The organism is Flavobacterium limnophilum (assembly GCF_027111315.2).
GTDB lineage: Bacteria > Bacteroidota > Bacteroidia > Flavobacteriales > Flavobacteriaceae > Flavobacterium > Flavobacterium limnophilum.
Map to the genome: position 1 here is coordinate 3,245,325 of NZ_CP114289.2, position 23,599 is coordinate 3,268,923.

The following is a 23,599-nucleotide window of genomic DNA, read 5'->3' on the forward strand; positions in this document are numbered from 1 at the left end:
TTTCAGACTCAATTTCGAATCTGGAACAGCTGATAACAAAAACAACCTAATTAATTAAATATAGATTTGTCAATACTAAAGTTTTGCAATACATTTACACAACCGATTGTATGTCTAAAAGATGTTAACAAACAAGTTCTTAAAAAACAGCTTTTACTGTTTTTTTTAATCCAAAACCAATAAACCCTTATCATATAAATTTGCCAGGGTTTGCATCAAACAAAAAACAATAACCATAAAAAAATGAATTCTACTTCTCAAAAATTATCCATAAAAGAAAAAATTGGATATAGCCTTGGTGACCTTGCCGCCAACCTGGTATTTCAAACATTGATGACCTATCTTGCTTATTTTTACACCGATATATACGGATTATCACCAACTCATTCCTCAATAATAATGCTGGTAGTGGGATTAATTGCAGCCTTTATTTTTAATCCAATTATAGGCGCCATTGCCGACAGGACAAACTCTAAATGGGGAAAGTTTCGTCCTTGGATTTTATGGACTGCAGTACCATTAGGACTCATTGCTTTATTGGCTTTTACAACTCCTGATTTTTCATATCAAGGAAAAGTTATTTATGCAGTAGTAACTTATTCTCTTTTACTACTATTATACGCTGCCAATAACTTACCTTATTCAGCATTGAGTGGCGTAATTACAGGAGATATGTCTGAAAGAAATAGTCTTTCTTCTTATCGATTTGTGGCGGTGATGTTTGCTCAATTCTTTGTACAAGTATTTATGCTTGGCATAATTAAAAGTGCTGGAAATGGCGACAAAGCTATTGGTATAGAAAAAGTAATGACCATATTGGCTATAGTGGGAACAATTATGTTATTAATTACTTTTTTGACAACCAAAGAACGTATCATTCCAAAACCAGAACAAAAATCAAGCGTTAAAGAAGATTTAGGTGATTTAGTAAAAAACAAACCTTGGCTGATCATGCTAACACTTACACTATTAGTTTTCACCACATTAGCAATGAAAGGTGGGTCATATATTTATTATTTTGAAAACTATGTTGACAAAGGGCAATTAGCAATTTTCATACAGCCAATTTTAGACTTCCTTTCAAACATTGGAATAAATCCATTTGGTGGCGATCCAATTTCAGCAGGATTTGGATTGTTTAATGCTGGTGGTATCATCTTTATGATTGTTGGTATTACTTTGTCAAAAAATTTAGCTGATAAATTCGGAAAAAGAAATGTGTTTGGCACATTCCTTTTTATCTCTACATTATTTGTAATAGCATTTTACTTTTTCTCTCCATCATCTGTAGCTTTAATGTTTTTCTCTCAAATTCTTCACGGTTTTTTCTACGGGATTACAATTCCGCTACTTTGGGCCATGATTGCTGACGTAGCCGATTATTCCGAATGGAAAAACAACCGTCGTGCCACTGCCATTATCTTTTCGGCAATGATGGTAGGGCTAAAAGCGGGATTGACTTTTGGAGGATCATTAACCACAGCAATTCTAGGACATTTTAATTATGTTCCCAATTCATTAGTTCAACCAGAAAGCGCTATAAACGGAATTAAATTATTAATAAGTATTTTTCCCGCTATCCCTTTTCTAATTGGAGCTGGACTTTTATTCTTCTATGAAATAAACAAAAAAATGGAAGTACAAATAGAATCTGATTTAAAAAACAGAAGAGCTTAACTATTTATAATAAACAAAAAACAAGACCATGTCTGAAGAAAGTATCGAACATATTGATTTTGAAGTAATCAACCAAAAAGCAATTTCACAACCCTTAGTATCACACATTTACACTGCCGATCCATCTGCACACGTATTTGACGGTAAGATTCACATATATCCATCACATGATATTGATGCCGGAATTCCATTTAATGACAATGGAGACCATTTTGGTATGGAAGATTATCATGTTTTTACGATGAACAATATCGATGCCCAAACTGTTGATAACGGCGTAGCGCTGCATGTAAATGATGTTGCTTGGGCTGAACGTCAAATGTGGGCTCCGGATGCAGCTTTCAAAAACGGAAAATATTACTTGTATTTTCCTGCCAAGAAAGCCAATGGAATTTTCCAAATTGGAGTAGCTATTAGTGATTCTCCTGTTGGACCATTTGTTCCAGAACCTGAAGCCATCAAAGGAAGTTATTCCATTGACCCAGCCGTTTTTGAAGACGAAGATGGCAAACACTATATGTATTTTGGCGGTATTTGGGGTGGTCAACTTCAAAAATACCGAAACAATCAATATACCGAAACAAATGAAGAACCGCAAGATACCGAACCTGCATTAGGACCAATTGTTGCTTTGATTTCTGAGGACATGAAACAATTTGTAGAGGAACCCCAAGAAATCAAAATTCTAGATGAAAATGGCAAGGTATTATTGGCAGGAGACCACGATAGAAGATTTTTTGAAGCTTCGTGGATGCACAAATATAACGGAAAATATTATTTTTCTTATTCTACTGGCGATACCCATTTTATTTGCTATGCAACTGGCGATAATCCTTATGGCCCCTTTACTTATCAAGGCAGAATTTTGAACCCAGTTATTGGCTGGACATCACATCATTCTATTTGCAAAGTTGAGGACAAATGGCATTTGTTTTATCACGATTCTAGTTTATCAAAAGGCGTAACCCATTTAAGATCAATCAAAGTAACTGAAATCAAGTACAATGAAGATGGTTCAATCATCACCATCAATCCCTACAGTAATATGGAAATATAAAAAGAGAAAACAGTTGATAGTTTTCATATGTCCCTCTTTTTTATAGCCTACAAACATAAATTGTAATTCAATATACAAAATTACCAGCTTATAATAAGCTGGTAATTCTATTTATAAACTATATTTTTAATTAAATTAGACGCAAACCTTTTCTCTTTTATTTTGGATTAATTAGTCATGAAAAATTTCAAACTCCCACTACTCCTTTGTCTCTTTTGTTGCCTTGGCTTTCAAGCACAAATTAGATTACCAAAGCTTATTTCTGATAATATTGTCTTGCAAAGAGACCAAGCCGTCAAGATTTGGGGTTGGGCTTCTCCAAATGAAAAAATCACAGTCTTTTTCAATAAAAAAAGTTTCAAAACAATTACATCCAATGATGGAAAATGGGAATTACTACTTCCTGCCCAATCAGCTGGAACCGGCCATCAAATGGTTTTGAAAGGAAAAAATGAAATTACCATCAAAAATATTGCATTCGGTGATGTCTGGCTTTGCAGTGGACAAAGCAACATGACAGTAACAATGGAACGAGTTAAAGAACGTTTTCCTGAAGATATAGTTTCGGCAAATTACCCTGATATTCGCTATTTTTTTGTTCCAACTTTAACAAATCTTAACACACCAAAAGACGACTTCCCACTGGGTGATTGGAAAACAGCCAACCCCAAAGACATCTATACTTTTGGTGCTCTGGCCTACTTTTTTGCCCGAGATCTTTACACAAAATACAAAGTTCCAATCGGCATCATTAACAGTTCTGTAGGCGGCACACCCATTGAAGCCTGGATAAGCGAAGACGGCTACAAAAATCTACCTGACATCCAGAAAACCATCACTCGAAACAAAGACACAAGTTATGTCAACTCTATCAATCGTCGTTTACCGGTTGGAGAAATAAAAACAAATATAATTAATGACCTTGGCAGTATAGAGCATTGGGAAAGTATGGATTACAAACCAAAAGGCTGGAGAAATTTCAATATTCCTGGATATTGGGAAGACCAAGGTCTGAAAGATTTAAATGGGGTTGTATGGTTCAGAAGAGAATTTGAAGTACCTAAAAATTGGTTAGACAAACCTGTAAAACTGTTTATGGGAAGAATTGTTGATGCCGACGAAATGTATGTGAACGGCAAAAAAATTGGTAATATTACTTATCAATATCCTCCACGCCGCTATGAAATTCCGGCTAATTTGCTCAAGGAAGGGAAAAATATCTTTGTCATAAAGGTAACAAACACATCTGGCAAAGGCGGGTTTGTACCTGATAAAAATTATTCCATGACTGCCAATGGCGAAGAAATAGACCTTAAAGGCACTTGGCAATACAAGGTTGGAGAAGTCTATCAACCTCAAAACCCTGGTGCATTTGGCGGTGGTTTGGTTCAGCAAAATCAACCAACAGCTTTATACAACGCCATGATATCCCCTGTTTTACCTATGAAAATTAAAGGAATTCTTTGGTATCAAGGCGAAAGTAATGTGGGAAATCCAGAAGCTTACGATGTTCTTATGCCTACTTTAATTTCAAACTGGAGAACCCTTTGGAAAGATGAAAACCTGCCTTTTTTGGTAGTACAATTGGCTAATTTTCAAGATGTAAACTATACCCCATCAGAAAGCAATTGGGCAAGACTTAGAGAAGCCCAAAACCAAGCGTTAAAATTACCGAATACTGCGGTTACAGTTACAATTGACTTAGGCGAATGGAATGACATCCACCCACTTAATAAAAAAGATATTGGAAAACGATTAGCACTTTCCGCTGAAAACATAGCTTATAACGATAAAAAAACAGTACATTCTGGACCAACGTTAAAATCTCAAACTATTGAAAACGGCAAGATTATATTAACTTTCGATAATATAGCCGAAGGCATTACTTCTGGAGATGGCGAAGAATTACGATGGTTTTCGATAGCGGATTACGACAAAAAATTCGTTTGGGCTAAAACTCGAATTATTGGAAAAAATAAAATCGAAGTTTGGAACGAAGTAATAAAAAATCCAAAATATGTTCGATATGCCTGGCAGGACAACCCCCAGGGTGTCAACTTCTATAATTCCGAAAATTTACCCGCCTCCTCATTCAGAACTGACGGTGAAATTTCGGATAATTACAAGCCGTGGAAAGGTAAAAAATGTTCAGTAGTTCTAACATACGACGATGCTCTCAATGTTCATCTTGACAATGTCATTCCAGTTTTGGATTCTTTAAATCTGAAAGGCACTTTTTACATTACCGCTTCCTCTGATGCGGCCACCATGCGAATTAAAGATTGGAGAAAAGCAGCAGCCAATGGACATGAATTAGGCAATCATACACTTTACCATCCATGTGATGCTTCAGGTCCGGGCATGAGTTGGGTAAAACCAGAATACGATTTAAGCAAATATAGCTTACAAAAAATTCAAGACGAAATCAAGATGTGTAATGCCTTTGTCAAAGCCATAGATGGTAAAGACAAACGCACCTTTGCATTCACTTGCGGAAATAAAAAAGTTGCCGAAGGCGAATTTATTCAAACATTATCTAATGAATTCATTGCCGCACGTTCTGTTCGAGGAGAAATGCACACTTTTAACGAACAGAAACTAATGGATATGGATTCTTACTGTATGGAAGGGACTTCAGGAGAAAAAATGATTGAGCTAGTCAAACAAGCCCAAAAATCAGGAAAATTGCTGGTTTTTCTTTTTCATGGCGTGGGTGGAGAACATAGTTTAAATGTTTCAAAAGAAGCCCATAGCCAATTAGTACATTATCTCAAAGAAAATGAAAAAGATATATATATCGACACAATGTTAAATGTAGCAGAACACATTAATGAATTAAAAAAATAAACCGCCTGTATTGATTAGTATTTTTTGCAACAGAAGTTCGGCTTCCTTCACAGAAAAATGTAGCGCGTGTTTTTCCTATTCGTTTGTAGATTTTTCAATGCTGAAATTACTCCGGGATAGTCTTCTGAACTAATAAACAACATTCTAATTTATTATTGGAGAAATCACCCCATTGTTTTTCCCGCCAACAACATTACCTAAAATTCTTATTTCATTAATATAAAATCGGGATAATTCTCATATCCCGATTTATTTAATTTCCATCTCTTAAAAACCTACCACTATTGCACATTTCTAACCGATTCGTAGGATTGTTATACTTCTGAAATGCAATGCATAGTTGTAAATTTAATCTTTGATGATTTTATACGTTAAGGTTTTTTCTGAATCAGTGACTTTCAATACATAAACTCCATTTGGAAGACTTGAAACATTAAACTGCGTGCTTCCAGAAACAAGTTTTAACACCATTTTACCCTGCATATCAAAAATTTCACATGAGGTATTGTCACCACTAAAATCAATATTAAGAACATCTTTTACAGGATTAGGATAAACTCTGAAACTGTTTACCATTTGACCGTAATTTTCCGTGTTTAATGAAACCCCATCAAGTTTTATTGGAAGATTTGGGGCAGTAACTGAAATACTTGGACTCAAGAAAGAACCAAAAGCATTTATGGTTGGTTCTGAACCACTCACCGACTTATACAAAGCTGTAACGCCATTTACCGTATTCAAATAGTAACTTCCAGCATAAGCTTTTGTAGCAATATATACTGCATTCATATCGTTGGCTTTTACATTGTGTGGTGTAGAAACGCTACCAGTTCCATTAAAGGAGAAAGTACCAGATCCAGCAATTAAAACTGGTGTATTGGCAGGTATTTTACTGCTTGTAATTTTGGAACCATTAACCTCTATAGCTGAGTATTGCAAGTTGTATGCTGAAATTCCCGATGGGATGGTAGCCTCATAAGGCAGTGTCAACATTCTATACCCGTTAAAAGTACAACTATAGGTTGCAGCAGTTGCAGTAAAGCCAACAGGAGCATAAAAGTTACCACCAACATCAGTAAGACTAAGATTGGCACAGGAAGTGCCTGCTATAACATTTGGGTTGGTGTTTACAGCCGAACCGTTTACGTAATAAATACAATTTTTATTGGAAGCAGATACATTCCAGTTTTGAGCCGAAGTAATACCCGAAGTACCTACATAATCCATTGATGTATAGGACGCATTTTCTAGACAATCCAATTCATTACTGTCTCCGGCACTGTAACTACCTGTAAACTTAAACATTTTTTCATCTCCAACTCTGAAGTAGACATCTCCAAAATCAATTGTTAGTTTAGAACTGTAATTGCCGCTAACGACACCTAGAATACCCATACATCCATCAGTCAAAACTTTTCGAGAAATATCTAATACCCAATCATAATTTCCGTTTTTATCAAAATTAACTGACCCATAATTGTAAGACTTGGTTGCTCCAGCATTATTAATATAATACAAAGTAATATTTGAAGAATAATTTAATGTAGATGTAATAGTATTAATATGGAATACCAACTGGTTGTATCTGTCGTCTAGCTTAACATACCCGTTAGCACTTGTGGCATTGGCACTTATAAGTGGAAAACCATTATAAAAACTAACCCCCGTTTTTCCACTTAGCTGATAAGCTGTTCCAAAGGCAGCATTGGTTACAACCTGGTCCTCAATTTTATTATAATGATATGCTGCTCCTGTCATTTGCGAAACTGGTCTCACACTGCTTTTTGCAAAAACAAGCGTGGTAAAGCTGGAAGGACTAATACTTATCTTTGGACGACAGGTTTCAGTAGCAAAGCTCAAATCTGTCGAAGCCATGTTAACCGACTCTGTTGTTTTAACCATTTTTCCCGAGATTGTGTAGAATGGCAAATCAACAGTAAGGTTGTAAGTATCCGTTGCAGGATTAACAACCATTACAACCACACTGTCTCCAGTATCAGAGATATAGGTTGAGCCTGTTAACTTTCCTGTAGTATCAGCCCAGGCATTTCCTATACGTGTTTTTCCGGTAGCATACTTTGCAAAATGAGACAAGATATAACCACGCTTGGTAATTTCACCCACCGTGGTTCCGTATGATCCATCTCCCATCAGACCGTAATAGCGTTTGGCAGCATAATGCACCCAAGCGTTTACGTTACTCAACATAGCCGAGTTGACTTGTCCTGCAAAATCGAATGCGTCCTTACTCCAGTCGAAATTGCGGGGAGTATTTCCCGGAGGATTCCAGTTCATCAGGTACTCGGTCATCCAAACCTCTTTTCCTTTGGCTTGTATTTGTTTTAATCCAGTCTGAATAGCACCGTACTGATGGCCTGCAAAATATGTTAAATTTGCCAACACAGCATCATTATTGAATGCGGTAGAATAATTATCCGTTATTCCTATTCCTTCAGGTGCCATAATTGGACAATTGATTAATTGTCCGTAGTCTTTTACAAAAGTAGATATCTGCGTAGGATTCCAAATACATCCAGCGTAAGTCGCACGCTCATCAGGTTCATTCTGGACAGAAATGGCATCCAGTTCCGCACCGTTCTGTTTCAAGTAAGTTGCATAACCATTCAGGTAATTGGCATAGTCTGGATAATAAACAGGTAAAAGGGAATTATCCTGTTTGACATTGTTGGCATCAACATATACCGCATTAACAGTATTGTATGTTTTCCACTCGGCAGGCATTGACCATGGACTTGCAAATATTTTAATCCCCAGCGACTTGCCTAATTGTGCCGTAGCCAACGATTGGCTCCATGATGACGGAAAGCTTTCTGAAGCACCTGCAACAGCAATGGGGATATATAAACGCATAATATTATAACCAGCTTCACTATTTTGGCCCCAAATTTTATTAATTTCATCGGGTGTCATGTGATCGTACCCAAATTGTGGGCTACAAACAAACCCGCCAAATCCAGTGATTTTCTGGTAAGTCGTGCCGCTATTAACCGTTAGTGTTGCCGATTGCGTTGTAGTTTGGGCGATTATTCCCTGTGTGATAACAAAGAAACTCAGCAAAATAAATAATTGTAAATGTCCTTTCATAAAATTAATGTTTAAATGTGTGAATATATTGACAGTATCAAATGGTTATTAGAAGTTTTTTTGAATCAACAAATCATTTTCAAGCACAAAAAAATGCATTACGTTAAACTATACGTAATAATTCATTTCTTTTTTTATGGAGAACATAAATTATCAGGCTTTTGATTCAATAAAGCAAATATATTAAAAAATACAGGGTACGCAATCGGTTGTGTTTATTTATTTTTTATCTTGTCTTGCCCTAAAATGAAAAAGAAGATTTGAAAAAAATGGTAAAAACCTTTGAAATTTAGAAAGCTCATAAAGTTTTGATTTGAAGTAGCTATTTTGGTTTTACAACCAAATTAGAGTGCCTTTATCCAAAAATAACCAATTCTTAAAATCACGAAAAAAACAAAGTGAAGAGTCGATTGTTGAGTGATGGATTGGGAATGCTAGTTAAAAACATGTTAAAGTTCTTAAAAAATAAATTTCAAGATTATTCCACAAAAAAACGCCCCAGCTTAGCTGAGACGTTTTCTTCTTTATTGCTTTCAATATTTAAAAGTACATCAATCCAATAAATAATAAAGCGATTGTGCGTCTTTATAAATTTTGAAAACCAATTTGGTTTTATGGCATTAATTGCAAATAATTGCTTTTTTGGCATATTCTTTAAACCATTTATAAACAGGATTTGCGCAAGCTTGGGGGTCATTGCTGTATGCAATACCTCCATTTACCGATCCTTTGTCTATAAGGTTTTCCGGAGACAAAACGTTCCAACTCACATTGCCCGATTCGTCGGTAAGCGACTTGAAATTAGCTCCAAATCCCCATCCTCCTGCAGTTCCTGTAACTCCACCTTTTCCCCAAACCGGATATTTGTCGGGACCCCAATCAATTTCTGTAATGGCAATAGGTGCAATATCGGCAACAGGCTTTATGTTTTCATTCCAATTGGCTCTAAATAAGGTTGGGTCATTATTGTCTTTACCCCAATAACCAGGATAAATATGCACCGCATAGCCAATATTCTCTCCCACAATAGGATTAACGGCATAGCCTTTATATTGTGATTGCCATCCTGAGCCCGGAATCCAAAGGATATTATTGGCTCCATTAGCCTTAATCATGTCGACTATTGGTTGAAAAAACAATTTCAATTGATCAAAATGAGCTTGACTATTCGCTCCATAAGTTCCATCAGGAAGTTTGATTCTTATAGGTTCATTTGCCAGTTCAAACATAACATGATCAGAATTTTTCAATGATGGATGTTTCGAGATATAATCCCAAATAACTTTCAAGTAATTTTGATAAGCATCTCCCACCGCTATGTTTTCAGGACAAACACCGGGTGGACGCAAAATAATATACATCCCCCTTGTTTTTGCATGCGCTATGAGCGGAAGAATCACTTTATCTATGGCGTCCTTGAAACGATCGACATTAAATTGGGATATATCATTTTCTTGAATGCCTGAAACTCCCAAATTGTTTGTCCAATAGGGATCGATATGCAATCTCACGTAATTAAGATACCATCCTTGTTTCGCATCAGACAACTTGTCCATTATTGATTTATTGTACTTTAAGCAACCTGCCACATCATAATTATTCCAACGCCATTCGCCAACAGCTCCACCATTAAACCAGGGACTAGGCGTAATGGCAACACCATGTAAATTAACTATATTACCACAGGGGTCTTTTAGATATTTGCCTACCACCTTTAACTTAGGCGTTGCCAACGGCCAAGTAATTGTTTCTTCAACTGGGGCTACAGGATCAGATTTGGCTGGAGTGTCATCCTTGGAACAAGACACCAAAAACAACAGCAAAAAAGCAAATTGTATGCTAAATAATTTATAGAATTTCATTTTAATTGATTTTTAAATTAATAAACCCTTTGGATGTAATTTAAAAATAAATACACCCAAAGGGAAAACTCAAGTTGGATTTTTAAGCTGATTACAAATCATTGAATGAACCATCAGCTATCGTCCAACTTATTATTTTAGGGATTTAAGTCCATCTGCAAAACCGGCATAAGCTGGCTTGCGAGTGTAGTCTAATTTCCAGAGTCCGATTGGTTCTCCTCCTCTCCAGGACGAACTGGTTGGACTATCTGTTGCAGCCCATTGAGTAATACCGTAACGCTGTGCAACCGGTACAATTTCAAAATAAGCTTTTAGAATTTGCTGGTAGAAATCGGACATCTGCTGTAGTTGGGCAGAAGTAACATTTTCAGTTTTTACCGTTACTCCACCCTCCTTGATTCCCATGTCAAGTTCGGATACTTTCACGAGTTTGCCTGTTGCTGCTATTTTTGTCAACATTGCCCTGATACCTTCAATTGTGGTTTCACCCAAGGTTACGTGCATTTGGGTTCCGATACCATCAACTTTAACACCTTTGCTTTCTACATATTGAATGTACTGAATAAGTCCCTGACATTTCTTTTGGTCTGCAGCTTCCAATCCATAATCATTTATAAAAAGCTTGTCTGCAGCATTTCCATACTTACGCGCTAACTGAATTGCACGAACGGCATAATCCTTACCCAGATAATCTTGCCAGTAAAATTCATCTGCCGCCAAAGTTTTACCGACACCGGTTTTAAGTTGTGCAGGATCCGGCCAATCAGACATCGGTTCGTTCACCACATCCCAGGCTTTTACATAAGGAGCACAATTAGTAACCATGCCTTTTATCCATTTTTCCAATGCCTCATCAATAATGACTTTCTTCTGCTCAGGTGTTTTTTCCTTTGTTTGAATACTGCCCGTTGCGTTATACTTTTCCACTTTGATATTATCATAGTAAAAACTAGTGGCTGTTTTTCCAAGGTTAAAGGCAATTGTATTACAGTCTACCATATTTGAAGTAACCGTAATCTCTTTAACATAAGTAGTCCAGGCGGTTGTGTAAGGAACAGCACCAAAAAAGTCCCAATGCTTGTAGCCTCCTGGATTCAATTGTGCCTGTGTCGGAGAAGATGCTGCAACATCGGCACGCACATCCATGGTAAGTTTGTACTTGTCCCCCAATTTTACAGCCGGAGTAAACTTTACATAAAACTGTGCTTCCCAATCATTGGCACGAACACTGGCATTTGTTAATTTAAGTGCTCTTCCCACTCCTTTTGCTCCTTGACCAACTGCGGTATAACTAGCAGTTACCTTTGAATTAACCTGATAATTTGAACTGTTATCTGTCTCAAAATCATTTTCCATTGCCAAATCCCATCCTGGACCTGTTGATGATAGGACATCTGGAGCAATCAATTTTTTTAGATAAGTCGCATTTTGATTGGCATGCCAACAAAGGGTGTGTCCAAAAACGGAAACATTGGCCTCTTGGGCTGCTTTCAATAATTTATTGACATTGTCAAGAGCGAGACTTCCATCGGCTTGAACTATTGCGCCATGTTTCATTTCATAGCCACAGCTAACCTCGTCAAAATTTTTGTTGACCAATCTGTACTGCACACTTTTATTTACGTAATCAGCCAAACTGATTCCTACCCCCAATTTAAAATCAGGATTAGCCGTTCTATCCACATAAGTCTTTAAATCGGCATAGGCATCAATGCTTTCCTGATTGGCAATACTTTCAGGTTTTTCCACCTCGTATGAAAGCACATGGGGTTCTGTACACGATGCCAATGACAGCACCAACGCAGCAAGAGGCAAAATTCTATATATTTTTTTCATGTTATTTGTTTTTAAAAGTGATAAACTATCCCACTAAATTACTTAAGAACAGGAGTGAAAGTTTCCGCCTTAACCCCTCTGTCTCTTAACACCAATGTATCATTTGTTGTTACATTAAAATCCTGTAAACCTACCGAATAACTTAGGTAAAGTGCATCACGATCTTTGGATCCCCAACTGTTTTTCTCACCTCTTTTTACAAATTTACCCGTACCAGATGCCGTATAAGTTCCCGGACTGGAAGACGAAACGGTACAGTTGCCTGTTGCATCAAAGGATAGAATTAATTTACAATTGATACTGTTGCCGGCAGCGTCTTTGTAAACAATTGGAAAATCTATATTGGTCAATGAAAGGGTATTAATTTTAAACACTTCATCACTCTCAACATAAGTTTTATGTCTAACGATGGTTTTGTTTAGAGCAACATTTCCATTCTTGCCTACAATAACATCTTTTCCTCTACGCAAATAATAACCATCCCAAGGATTAACATATTTTATGGCATAAAATATAAAATCCTTTGGAGTTACCGCCCAATGACCGGCAATGGCTCTATTAGGATTGGCAATTAATGCTTTTCCAGATAAAATAGTATCCGCATTTACAACATTGGTCATCTTGACAGGAATCACATAAGTGTTCTTCACGGCACGAGGATCTGCAAAAAAAGCATCTGTCAACTGGACATCAAGACCTCCCGTTATCTTCCCATTAGAAATAACAATTTTGTCGGACAACAATGAATAATAGTTACTCGGCATAGGAAGAACATCATCTCCTGCAGGTTTAAACAACAATCCTGCAGTTAATGGATCAGCAACTTCCACATTGACAGTAACATTTTTGTCATTACTATAAACACCTCCCAAAGTGGCCATTATTCGGCATTTATGCTCATTATCCAAAGTGGTGTCAAATACATCTTCTCCGAGGGTTATTGTCCTGACTGGAAATTGGTAAGCAAAATAAACAGATTGGAATTCATAATTATCATATACCATATCTTGATTAGTACAAGAAGTCAAGGTGCCGATCAAAATTGTGAACATTAAAAATATCTTGTTTTTCATTTTTTTGAAATTTTATTAAAAATAAATAGCATTAAAGATAAGCATTAAATCTTACCACCCTTTGTTTTGTTTCAATGCGTTAAACTTAAGCGTTTCGTTATATGGTATTGGCCCGTGGTACATGTAGTCGGCAAAAACCCTATTCTCTACAGAAATTTTTGTATATGTGGGTACAGCAGTGGTGCCTTGAATATTCATGCCTTGGGCAGATTCTCCCAAGTTTGATTTCCATCTACGCAAGTCCCAAAAACGGTATCCTTCAAAACATAATTCCAAACGGCGCTCATTTCTAATTAAAACGCGCATTGCATCTTTATCCGATTTGATGGATTCAAGATAATTATCTTGGACAAAGCCCGCACGTCTTCTTATCGCTTTAATCACGTCGTAAGCTGAAAACCCATGACTTCCTCCTGATAAAGGCCCCCAAGCTTCATTGGCAGCTTCGGCATAATTAAGATATAACTCGGTGTAACGCATGCGTGGTCTGTAATGTCTTTGACTAGTCGTTGATTGAGGATTCAAATTCACGTCTTGTCTCAACAACTTTTTCATGTAATAACCAGTTCTGGTTGATGTTGCAGTTTTATTAAGTCCATCATTTGTTGCTCCATTACTGGCAGTTGTAATCACTGTGGAATTCACCCCTGCCACATCTTGATTAACCAAAATAAAATGCTTCAAACGAGGATCACGATTTGCATAAGGAGTAGATGCATTATAATTGCTTGAGGCATGTGTAATAGGATATCCGTTAGCAGCCGGAAAAGCATCCACCAAGTTTTGTGTGGGATTTATGCGTCCCTTTCCATAAAGTGTAGGAGGAAAATTATCGGCCTCCAAATTATTACTGTTGGCAATATCTGTTCTCCAAACCACTTCTTTTGGATTTATTCCGGAACCTAATGCTTCGATTTCGGCAGTATTTTTATACCAAGTCAACCCATTTGCATCTAAACCTGCAACACCTCCATTAAGAGTTATTAGTTCACCGGCATAATCGGCAGCGGCTCCCCAATTTGTTGTGTTACCACCATTAAAAGCTGGGCTTGCAGCCAATAAAGCGGCTTGAGCCTTAACAAACATCACGATTCTACCACTCATTCTTTGTCTGGCATAATCCCCAAAAACACGATTGTAATCATTCAAGTTATTATAACCGGGAGGCAAAGTGGTTGCCATTTCAAAATCTAAAGGAAGCAATTCTTTGGCTTTTGCCAAATCAAGATAAATTTGGGCCATACACTGATTGAATGTATTGCGCGGTATATTGAAATATGAAGTGGGTGTTTCTGGATCCAATACAATGGGAACACCCAACAATTCATTGCTGTCCGTTACGCCTGAATGGGCCTGCAACAAATAATACATATAAAGCGCTCGCAATCCATAAGCTTCGCCTTTGAGTCGCTGTCTAAACATCAAACTGACATTGGCATCCAAAGCCCATTTAACTTTATCGGCTTCTTCAAGAAAGATGTTCAAATATTGAATGGCAGCCTTTGAATTTGTCCATTGATCCAATGGATTAAAATTAGCCGTCCATTGTCCTGTGGCTATTTTACGATAACTATTGGTGACGTCATTAGACACGGCATCATCGGTTGCCACATCACTAAACGACCATCCATTACCCGGTAGTCTGGTATAAGCATTGAGTAAAATTCCCTGTGCATATTCTGCTTCAGCATACATGTCATCAAGTCCTCTATTGTTTTCTATAGCTGGCTCGATAAGATCATCACAACTAATAAATGTAAAGATGACTGACAATACTATTAAGATTTTTTTATTCATATCATTTAATTTTTTAATGATTTGTTAATTTAAAATAAAGCTTTTACACCTAAATTGAAAAATCTGGTTTGTGGCGTACCACCAATATTCAACTCCATAAATTCACGCTCTGGAGATATTGTCAACAAATTAGATCCATTTATATAGACTCCCAATTCATTGATAAATGAATTTTGAATCATTTTTTTTGGAAAATCATACGAAATCTGAATATTGGCTAAGTCAACTCTATTTGTGCTGTAAATCCAAAAATCGGATGAACGGTAATTGTTGTCACTTGTATTTGTGGTAAGTCTTGGATAAGTTGCCGTGGCTTGATTCTCGACAGTCCAGCTGTTTCTTACCATAACGGAATATTTGTCTTCGCCATCTATCCAATAATAGGAGTTGTTCTTCATGCCATAAGCACCAAACTGCGCAGTTGCCAATGCGAAAAATGTCAAAGATTTCCATTTGGCCGTGAAATTCAAACCGCCAGTAAATGGAGCACCGCTCCAACCAGCTTTGCCCAAGTAAACCTCATCTTGGGAATTAATAACACCATCCCCATTTTGGTCAGTATATTTAATGTCCCCTGGTTTAACTTGACCAAATGTTTGTGAAGCATGATTGGCAATATCAAGTTCATCCATGAAAAAGCCTTCGTTTTTAAGCCCCCAAAGAGCGTCCAATGGTTTTCCTTGCCTGTTTTGGTAATCGTCTTCAAACTGTTCTGCTCTTTTGGCAGCTTTAGTATCATAATAGTTACCTGTAATTCCTAGAGCCAAATCCACTTGTCCAACTCTCTTATTTACCCTAACATTGAAATCGAAACCAATTCGCTCATCGTTATTATAATTGATATAAGGTATAAAAGACGTATTCGGGAAACCTGTTGTAAAGTAATTAGGATACAAAACAGAAGCTTGAATAGGGTTACCCTTAATTTTGTTGACAAAGAATGTACCGTTAAAAGTTATCAATTTTTTCAAAAATGATGCTTCTATACCTGCGTTAAACTCATTTCTTGTAACATAGGAAAGTTCTAGATTTTCACCCCTGCGAGAGTCCGTACTCCTGTTCAAAGAACCATCTCTCCAGCTGAACCAAGCACCTTCAGTTTGCGTATAAATACTTTGATACAAATAATAGTTGGAAACATCTAAATCTGAATTCAATATACCTGCGGATACCGTAAGTTTCAAATTATCCAATGCTGACCAGTTTTTCAAGAAATTCTCTTCGCTAATTCTCCAACCAAAAGATAATGTAGGTGAAGTGGCAAGTCGCTCTCCCTCGGCAAACTTGGCAGAGTGAACAAGAGCCTCGTTAAATTCGGCATAAAATTTACCGGCATAATTATAGCTTAAATTAAGTCCTAAATTGGCATTGCTTACCCTGTGATACACTTCGGAAAGTGACTGTTGGTATCCATTTGCGATCAACATGGCCGAAAAGTTATGACCCCCATCCATTTTTTTCACGTAATCAAACTGCCCAGAAAAAGCTATCGTTTGTTTGTATGCACTATTCGAAATATTTTGGACTCCTGATTTGGCATCATCCCCAAATTTGGTCAAAGAAGTGATTTGGTCAAATCCTGCATAGGTATTCCATGCCGCTTCATATACTGCATAAGTATTATTATACGCTTGATTATAAGATGTTTCATAATCTACGGCAAAATCAGTATGAAAGGACAATCCATCTAGAAGGCTGTTCAACTTGGCATCCACACCAGTGTTAAATTGAAACTGACGATTGGTGTAGGTACTATATCCTCCTGCATAAATGGCGGCAAATGAATTGTTCAAATCCAATTGTGTACCTCCCAATAAATATTTACCATCAATAACATAGTTGCTGTTATTGACCATAGCTTGAGAAGCATCGTCAGATTCTTCAATCATGTCTATCGGCAATAAAGGAGTAAAGCGATTTGGTCTTGTGGTTGCTGCACTACCCCAATAATTTGTATTGACACCTCTACCATTGTAATAGATTGCATTTGTACCAATTGTGGCAGAAATATTATCATTAATTTTAAGATCTACATTTCCTCTTACATTAAAACGGTTCGTGTTGTTGTTCTTGGCTTCACCAAAGTTCAACAAATCTCCTGTATTGGAGAAATTGACCACTGTGTAATATTGTGCTCTTTTGTTACCGCCCTTGATCTCAACATTGGCATCATATCTTGTGGCAAAATCTTTTAAATAATCGGATGAATAGTAATCTACATTGGCATATCTGTAAGGATTGCTTCCAGAAGAATAATTATAGATAGTCTCGTCTGAATACGATGGAGACAATCCATCATTGGCACGAGCTTGATTGTAATAGTGCATGTATTCGGCTGAACCTAAATATTTAGGAAACCTTTTTACCAAATTTATACCTGCATCTATCCTGGTGCTAATTTGCTGTTTTTGAACAACACCTTTTTTGGATGTGATATAAATGACACCTTTGGCCGCTCGGCTTCCATACAATGCCACTGCAGCAACACCTTTCAAGAATGAAACTTGCTCAATCTCCACGGGCAAAATACTGGTAGCATCACGAGGAATACCATCAACCAATACCAAATATCCCCCAGACCCCCATATATTGCCGTTGAAACCACCCACAAAAGCCTGCAGTCCATCCAAACTATAGGTTGTATAATTCTTTGCCAAGATTTCGGGTATGTTTACATAAGAAACATCTCCCAAAAGATCTCTTTCTTGAACTTTCTTAAATGCAACCTGCACTGACTGATCCTTGTCCAGAACCAAGCTAATTTCATTTGATTGTGGTGTAACCACAACTGATTTTGTATTATAACCCGTTGCATTAATTGATAATTTTGAATCTACTGGCACATTTAGCGAAAACTTGCCCGTGGCATCGGTAGTGGTGGAAATACTGTCTTTTTCGCTAACAAGAGTAGCACCTGTAACAGGCTTCCCTTCTGCACTCCTTACAATCCCATTGACATCAATTTTACGAACAACTTGAGCGAGAATAATTGTGGGAGAAAAAGCAATGATTAAAAAACATAACACCTTTTTTAGTTGTATATATCTCATTATTTTCTATTTGTATTTATAGTTTTTAAAATAATCTGAATAATTACCATCCTGGATTTTGCTGAAATTCCAAATACATGTTTACATCTGTATTTTTCAATGGTAACCAATAATGCTTTTCGCTAAAATTTCGTTCCAGAATAACCGTTTCACGAATATTAAGCACTTTATTCGTTTTAGGAGTTGCCACATTAAAGCTTGGATCTCTATCAAATTCAATTGATTTCTTTAAAGTATATGGACTTTGGATAAGTAACAACCATCTGCGAAGATCATTAAAACGGTGACCTTCAAAAGCCAATTCAACTGCACGCTCACGTCTTACTTCATTCATGAAAGAATCGACCGAACCCAAGAACTTGTTGGCAACATGACCTACTTTGGCCCTGTCTCTAACCACGTTTATGGCGTCAACGGCTGTTTTTGCATAGGATGGATCTTTACCCACAGGAGAATTATAAGCCACTGCTGCGGATTCGGCATACATCAAATAAATATCCGACAAACGCATCCATGGAATATGGATATTCAAACTATTACCATAATCATACCCTCCATCATATTTATTGGCGGTTATTGGAATGAACTTATACAATAAATAACCTGTTCTACTTCCGGTGCCTATGTTGCGATAACTTCCTCCCGTAGCCAATCTAGCATAACGATCTGCCTCAACATTGGCCGGCATGGTTCCAGTAACACATTTTACACCGTCATAAACTATGTCGTTATAAAAACGTGGATCACGGCCTTGCCAAGGACGAGTTGGGTCATACCCTGACTCAGCATCAGCTTGGGTAATACTTGTTATAGGCAAACCGTTTGCCATTCCATAATTATCGACATAGTTGGCTGTCGGCAAAAATTTGACATCGCCGTCTGCCAATACAGGTGCTGGCTGGTATTGTTTACTTGTACCCCAGTTAGAACCGTTGGCTCCCCAATAAGGCCCTCTAAAAATAGCTTCAGTAACTTTAACAGGTACAGTATTTCCAGGAAGAAGAACACTAGTACTTCCAGGAATTCCCCAGTTTTTACCTGTTGTATAAAAATTATCACTATAATTCGCAAATGGTAGTAAACCATATTTAGAACTACCACTCTCAGTATGATTTAATAATTCAGCAAAAGCTTGAGCTGCTTTTTTACAAAATTCAATATTATAAGCGGCATTACCTGTAGATACTTTATTCATCAACGGACTTCCTGCCCATAGATAATTTTTGCCCAAGTAGCCTAAGGCCATAATTTTGTTGATGCGCAAATCATTTTTTCCTGAAGTTTTTTTACCTACAACGGTATTATCCCAATCCACTGGCAACAAATCGGCCGCTTCCCTAAAATCGGCCGCTGCTTTCTCGGCACATTCAGCATAACTAAGTCTAGGCAACCTCAATGGTTGATCACTAGGAAGTACCGTATCTATATATGGAAGACCTCCAAAATACTGCATGAACTGAAAATGATACCAAGCTCTAAAAAACAAAAGCTGTCCTTTTATCATGTCTTTTTCTTCCTGGGTGGCATCCGTCAATTTATCCATATTGGCTAAACCAATATTTGCTTTACGAACACCGGCCCAACCCAAAGTCCATAAATCCTTGGCCATACGGTCGTTGTTTGTGGATACACTTCTTCGATTCATCCATCCTGCTTGCCAACCATCGTGTTCAGATTGCCAACCCCAAAAATTCCCGTTGTCGATTTTACACACAAAATGGAAATCACGAGCAGTAGACTGAATTTCGTCATCTCCCCAATTCCAGGAATTTGTCCAATATCCATTTGTAAAATCTGGAATCGTTTGATATAGTTCCTCGGTAAATCCTTGAAATTTAGTAAAATTTTCAAATGCCTCAGTCTCTGAAATCTGAGTTTCTGGAGACCTTTCAAGATATTCTTCGCAGGATACCGGAATGGCACACAAGCCAAATATAAGGCTGTACTTTACTATTGTTTTGAAATATTTTTTCATAATCTCTAATTAAAAAATAATGTTAGCTCCTAGATTAAAACGTTTAACTGTTGGATATGCTCCTTGCGAAGCCCAACCTGTTCCAGCATAATTACTCTCTCTATCATCCGGCATTTTTGACCACATGTAAAGATTGTCCCCGTTTATAAATACCCTTATATTTTGAATACCCCAGGATTTTATTGAAGAATTGCTTTCGTCAAAAGTATAAGCTATTTCGGCATTCTTCAAGCGCAAGTATGAGCCATCGTACATGTGGCGTTGGGCATCATTATAACCACTTGGTGTGGAAAGCCATCTAGGCATTGGGTTATCTGCATCCATATTGTCTTTGTTCCACAATGACCCTTGATCGTACACTACGTGATTTTGTGAAACCAAACTACCTAGAACCACTTGTCGTGTTACGTTGTTAACTCCGTAAAACTGAACAAAACCGCTAAACTTTTTCCAGTTGAAACCAACCGTGGCGTTATATGTGTTTTGTGGTGTACCTGAAAACCCAAAAGGAATGTTGTCATAAGAATTAATTACACCATCGGCATTATAATCAAGCAGGTTGAAACTTCCCGGTAATTTTTGATTGTCATTTGTGTCCTGAATAGTACTTCCATACAATTCATCCCAAGTATTGTAATACCCTTGTCCAACATAGGAATAAGCTTGCCCAACAGGCTTACCCTCTGATTTTTGATACTCCGGCAATAATTCAGGGGTATCAGCATCAATAATTTTGTTTTTGGAATGGGTCATGTTCAAATCAGACCACAAATTCAAACCATTGGAAAAGGTGTAATTTAATTTAACCTCAAATTCATATCCTTTATTTTCAACCCTTCCTAAATTGGCAGCAGGTGCTATTGCTCCATAATAGGATGGTACTGCTCTACCACTACCCGACACAAAAACATCCGCTCTATCTTCTTTAAAGAGTTCCACAGTTCCTTTTACAAGACCTTTGAACAACCCAAAATCAACACCTATATTTGTTTTCTTTGCCGTTGCCCAAGTCACTTCTGGATTTCCAACAGCAGCCTCTTTATACCATGTGTAAGTGCTTAGCTCTCCTCCTTCATTGCTTGTTCCTAATTGCGATTGACCTCCGTAACTCCATTGAGTTAGATAAAGCCATCTACCAGCAATTCTATCATCACCAACTTCTCCATAATTTAGTCTTAATTTAAGCAAATCCAGGAAAGATTCCGTTTTCTTCATGAAACCTTCTTTAGAGACAATCCAAGTAAGTCCTCCGGATGAAAAGAATGCAAAACGATTACCCGCGGCAAATTGTTCAGAACCATTGTATGCTCCATTGTATTCAGCAAAATATTTCCCGCTATAACCATAACTAGTACGAAAAACCCAATCTTCTCTATAACCCGGAATCATACTTCCCGTAGCACCTTCATTACGATTAAAAAGTCCCATCGCAGTGATGTCATGCTTGGAGTTTAGATTTACGGCATAATTCATTTGGGCTTGATAGAAAAGTCTTCTGTATGTTGACCCATCTCGAACTTCTCCAGCACTTGGAGACCATTTTACTCCTTCTTGAAAATCAAACCTATTGGCTGTATCGTAAGTCTTTTTATAAGTAACGATTCCCGTCACTGGATCAATCCATTTTTGTTGGGTATCATTATACAAATCATTAACTCCTCGATCACCTTCCACAAATGAATTATCCAAAGCTAAAGTTCCCGTAAAATTAAGACCCTTAACCAACATGTCCAGATTTTGATTCAATGTAAAATCGGTAGTAAGACGCGTTGTGGTAACATATTGAATACCACTAATGGCCAAATTACGAACCGAATTGGATGCTTTTCCTTCATTTGGAGCAAAATATCCCCACGAACTATCAGAATCATAATAAGGTAAAAACACGTCGGGAGCCGTAGAATAAGCAGCATCCCACATGGTATATTCAGCTCCAGAAGCGCCCCAAGGACTTTTCTTTACAGCGTGAGAACCTGCAAGATTTACTTTAAAGGTTGTTGATGGAGTAAATTGAAAATCTAGATTGGTTCTAACATTTAGACGATTGTATCCATAACCTGGGTCATACCCCCTATTATTACTGTATTGCTTGAAAAGATCGCCTTCACTTAAAAAGTCTGCACTGGTAAAATACTTGACAAATTCAGTACCTCCACTTACATTCAAACTGGCATTATAAGACATTGCATAATCTTTGAACAAGGTGTCTTGCCAATCTACATTTGGATAACGCTCTCTTTCTTCTTGATTGGCTGGATATCTGTATTTATCAATTATGGCTTGTGGAAGATAGTCATTCCACCCTGATGGTGCCAATGCCAACTCATTCTCAATAGCCTGGTTTCTAACCGTCAAGGCATCATAAGAATCGAGTTTGTTGGGCAATTGGGAAGGAACTTTCATTGTTGCATTAAATCTAGCCCTAATCAATGCTTTTCCTAAACTTCCTCGTTTGGTGGTGATAAGAATTACCCCATTGGCTCCTCTTGATCCATACACCGCGGTAGCCGAAGCATCTTTCAAAACAGAAACAGTCTCTACAGATCCAATATCAACACTATTCATGGGACGCTCTATACCGTCAACCAATATAAGTGGAGATGAATCATTCCAAGTACTTGCTCCACGTATTACTATACGAGGATCTTCCTCTCCAGGCATACCAGTACTGGCAGTGGTAATCAAACCTGGCGCATTACCCGTTAAAGCGGCCCCAATACTTTGAACTCCACCTGCTCTTTCCAATGTTTTTCCTGAAACTTGGGAAATTGCAGCAACCATACTCTCCTTTTTTTGCTTGCCATACCCAACAATAATAACCTCGTTCAAAGATGTTTGATCGACGGCCATTACAACATTGATTACAGATTGGCCTTTTACTTGCTTCTCTACGGTCTTGAACCCCACACTACTAAAAACCAAGGTAACATCTGAAGAAGGCAAACTTATTGTATATTTCCCATTGTTGTCAGACATTACACCAATTTTTGAATTACCTTTAACCAATATGGTCACGCCAGGAACTGGCAACTTATCTCCTGCCGAAGTAATTGTTCCAGAAACAGTAATTTGCTGACTGCTTTGACTTTTTTCAACAGCCAATGATGAATTTACTTCATTTGCCAACAACACGTTCGAAAACATAAATGGTAACAAAATTCCCAATACCACGGAATTAACTTTACGTGGAACTTTAATTAATTGTTTTATCATATTAATATTTTTGACATTTTTTAATTTATTAAAATTAGAACTTAACTTATATGTCATATAACTGCACATTCTTTAGATTATACTACTGCATGCAACGATTGATTTAG

The 23,599-nt window shown here is 37.3% G+C and carries 11 protein-coding genes; 3 read left to right on the forward strand and 8 right to left on the reverse strand.

What is annotated here, in order from left to right:
• Positions 1-243 precede the first annotated feature (243 nt).
• From OZP13_RS13725 to OZP13_RS13735, 3 genes are all read left to right on the forward strand, one after another.
• A complete protein-coding gene (locus OZP13_RS13725; protein WP_281297492.1) occupies positions 244-1,677 on the forward strand; it encodes an MFS transporter in 1,434 nt (477 codons plus the stop codon).
• A 28-nt stretch (positions 1,678-1,705) separates the two neighbouring features.
• The gene (locus tag OZP13_RS13730) at positions 1,706-2,734 is read left to right on the forward strand and encodes a glycoside hydrolase family 43 protein (RefSeq protein WP_281297493.1); all 1,029 of its coding nucleotides are present in this window, start codon (positions 1,706-1,708) and stop codon (positions 2,732-2,734) included.
• Between the two features lie 276 nt (positions 2,735-3,010).
• Positions 3,011-5,581, forward strand: a complete 2,571-nt coding sequence (locus OZP13_RS13735; RefSeq protein WP_281297494.1) for a sialate O-acetylesterase — start codon at positions 3,011-3,013, stop codon at positions 5,579-5,581.
• Positions 5,582-5,929: 348 nt separating this feature from the next.
• Here the strand turns inward: OZP13_RS13735 and OZP13_RS13740 are convergent, their stop codons facing one another.
• The 8 genes from OZP13_RS13740 to OZP13_RS13775 all read right to left on the reverse strand — a co-directional run bounded on the left by OZP13_RS13740 (position 5,930) and on the right by OZP13_RS13775 (position 23,492).
• Entirely contained in the window at positions 5,930-8,686 is a 2,757-nt protein-coding gene (locus tag OZP13_RS13740; protein WP_281297495.1) for a T9SS type A sorting domain-containing protein, read from the reverse strand.
• 620 nt (positions 8,687-9,306) lie between these two features.
• On the reverse strand, positions 9,307-10,548 hold the full coding sequence (locus OZP13_RS13745) for a cellulase family glycosylhydrolase (protein WP_281297496.1): 1,242 nt from the start codon (positions 10,546-10,548) through the stop codon (positions 9,307-9,309).
• Positions 10,549-10,680: 132 nt separating this feature from the next.
• Positions 10,681-12,384 (reverse strand): endo-1,4-beta-xylanase, encoded by a 1,704-nt coding sequence (locus OZP13_RS13750; RefSeq protein ID WP_281297497.1) that lies wholly within the window; start codon positions 12,382-12,384, stop codon positions 10,681-10,683.
• 38 nt (positions 12,385-12,422) lie between these two features.
• Positions 12,423-13,457 carry a DUF5627 domain-containing protein gene (locus OZP13_RS13755; protein WP_281297498.1) on the reverse strand — a complete coding sequence of 345 codons (1,035 nt, stop codon included), beginning with the start codon at positions 13,455-13,457 and terminating at the stop codon, positions 12,423-12,425.
• A gap of 51 nt (positions 13,458-13,508) precedes the next feature.
• A complete protein-coding gene (locus OZP13_RS13760; protein WP_281297499.1) occupies positions 13,509-15,254 on the reverse strand; it encodes a RagB/SusD family nutrient uptake outer membrane protein in 1,746 nt (581 codons plus the stop codon).
• 29 nt (positions 15,255-15,283) lie between these two features.
• Positions 15,284-18,304: a SusC/RagA family TonB-linked outer membrane protein gene (locus OZP13_RS13765; protein ID WP_281297500.1), complete on the reverse strand. Its 3,021-nt coding sequence runs from the start codon at positions 18,302-18,304 to the stop codon at positions 15,284-15,286.
• A gap of 43 nt (positions 18,305-18,347) precedes the next feature.
• Entirely contained in the window at positions 18,348-20,279 is a 1,932-nt protein-coding gene (locus tag OZP13_RS13770) for a RagB/SusD family nutrient uptake outer membrane protein (protein WP_281297501.1), read from the reverse strand.
• Between the two features lie 9 nt (positions 20,280-20,288).
• Entirely contained in the window at positions 20,289-23,492 is a 3,204-nt protein-coding gene (locus tag OZP13_RS13775) for a SusC/RagA family TonB-linked outer membrane protein (RefSeq protein ID WP_281297502.1), read from the reverse strand.
• Positions 23,493-23,599: the final 107 nt, after the last annotated feature.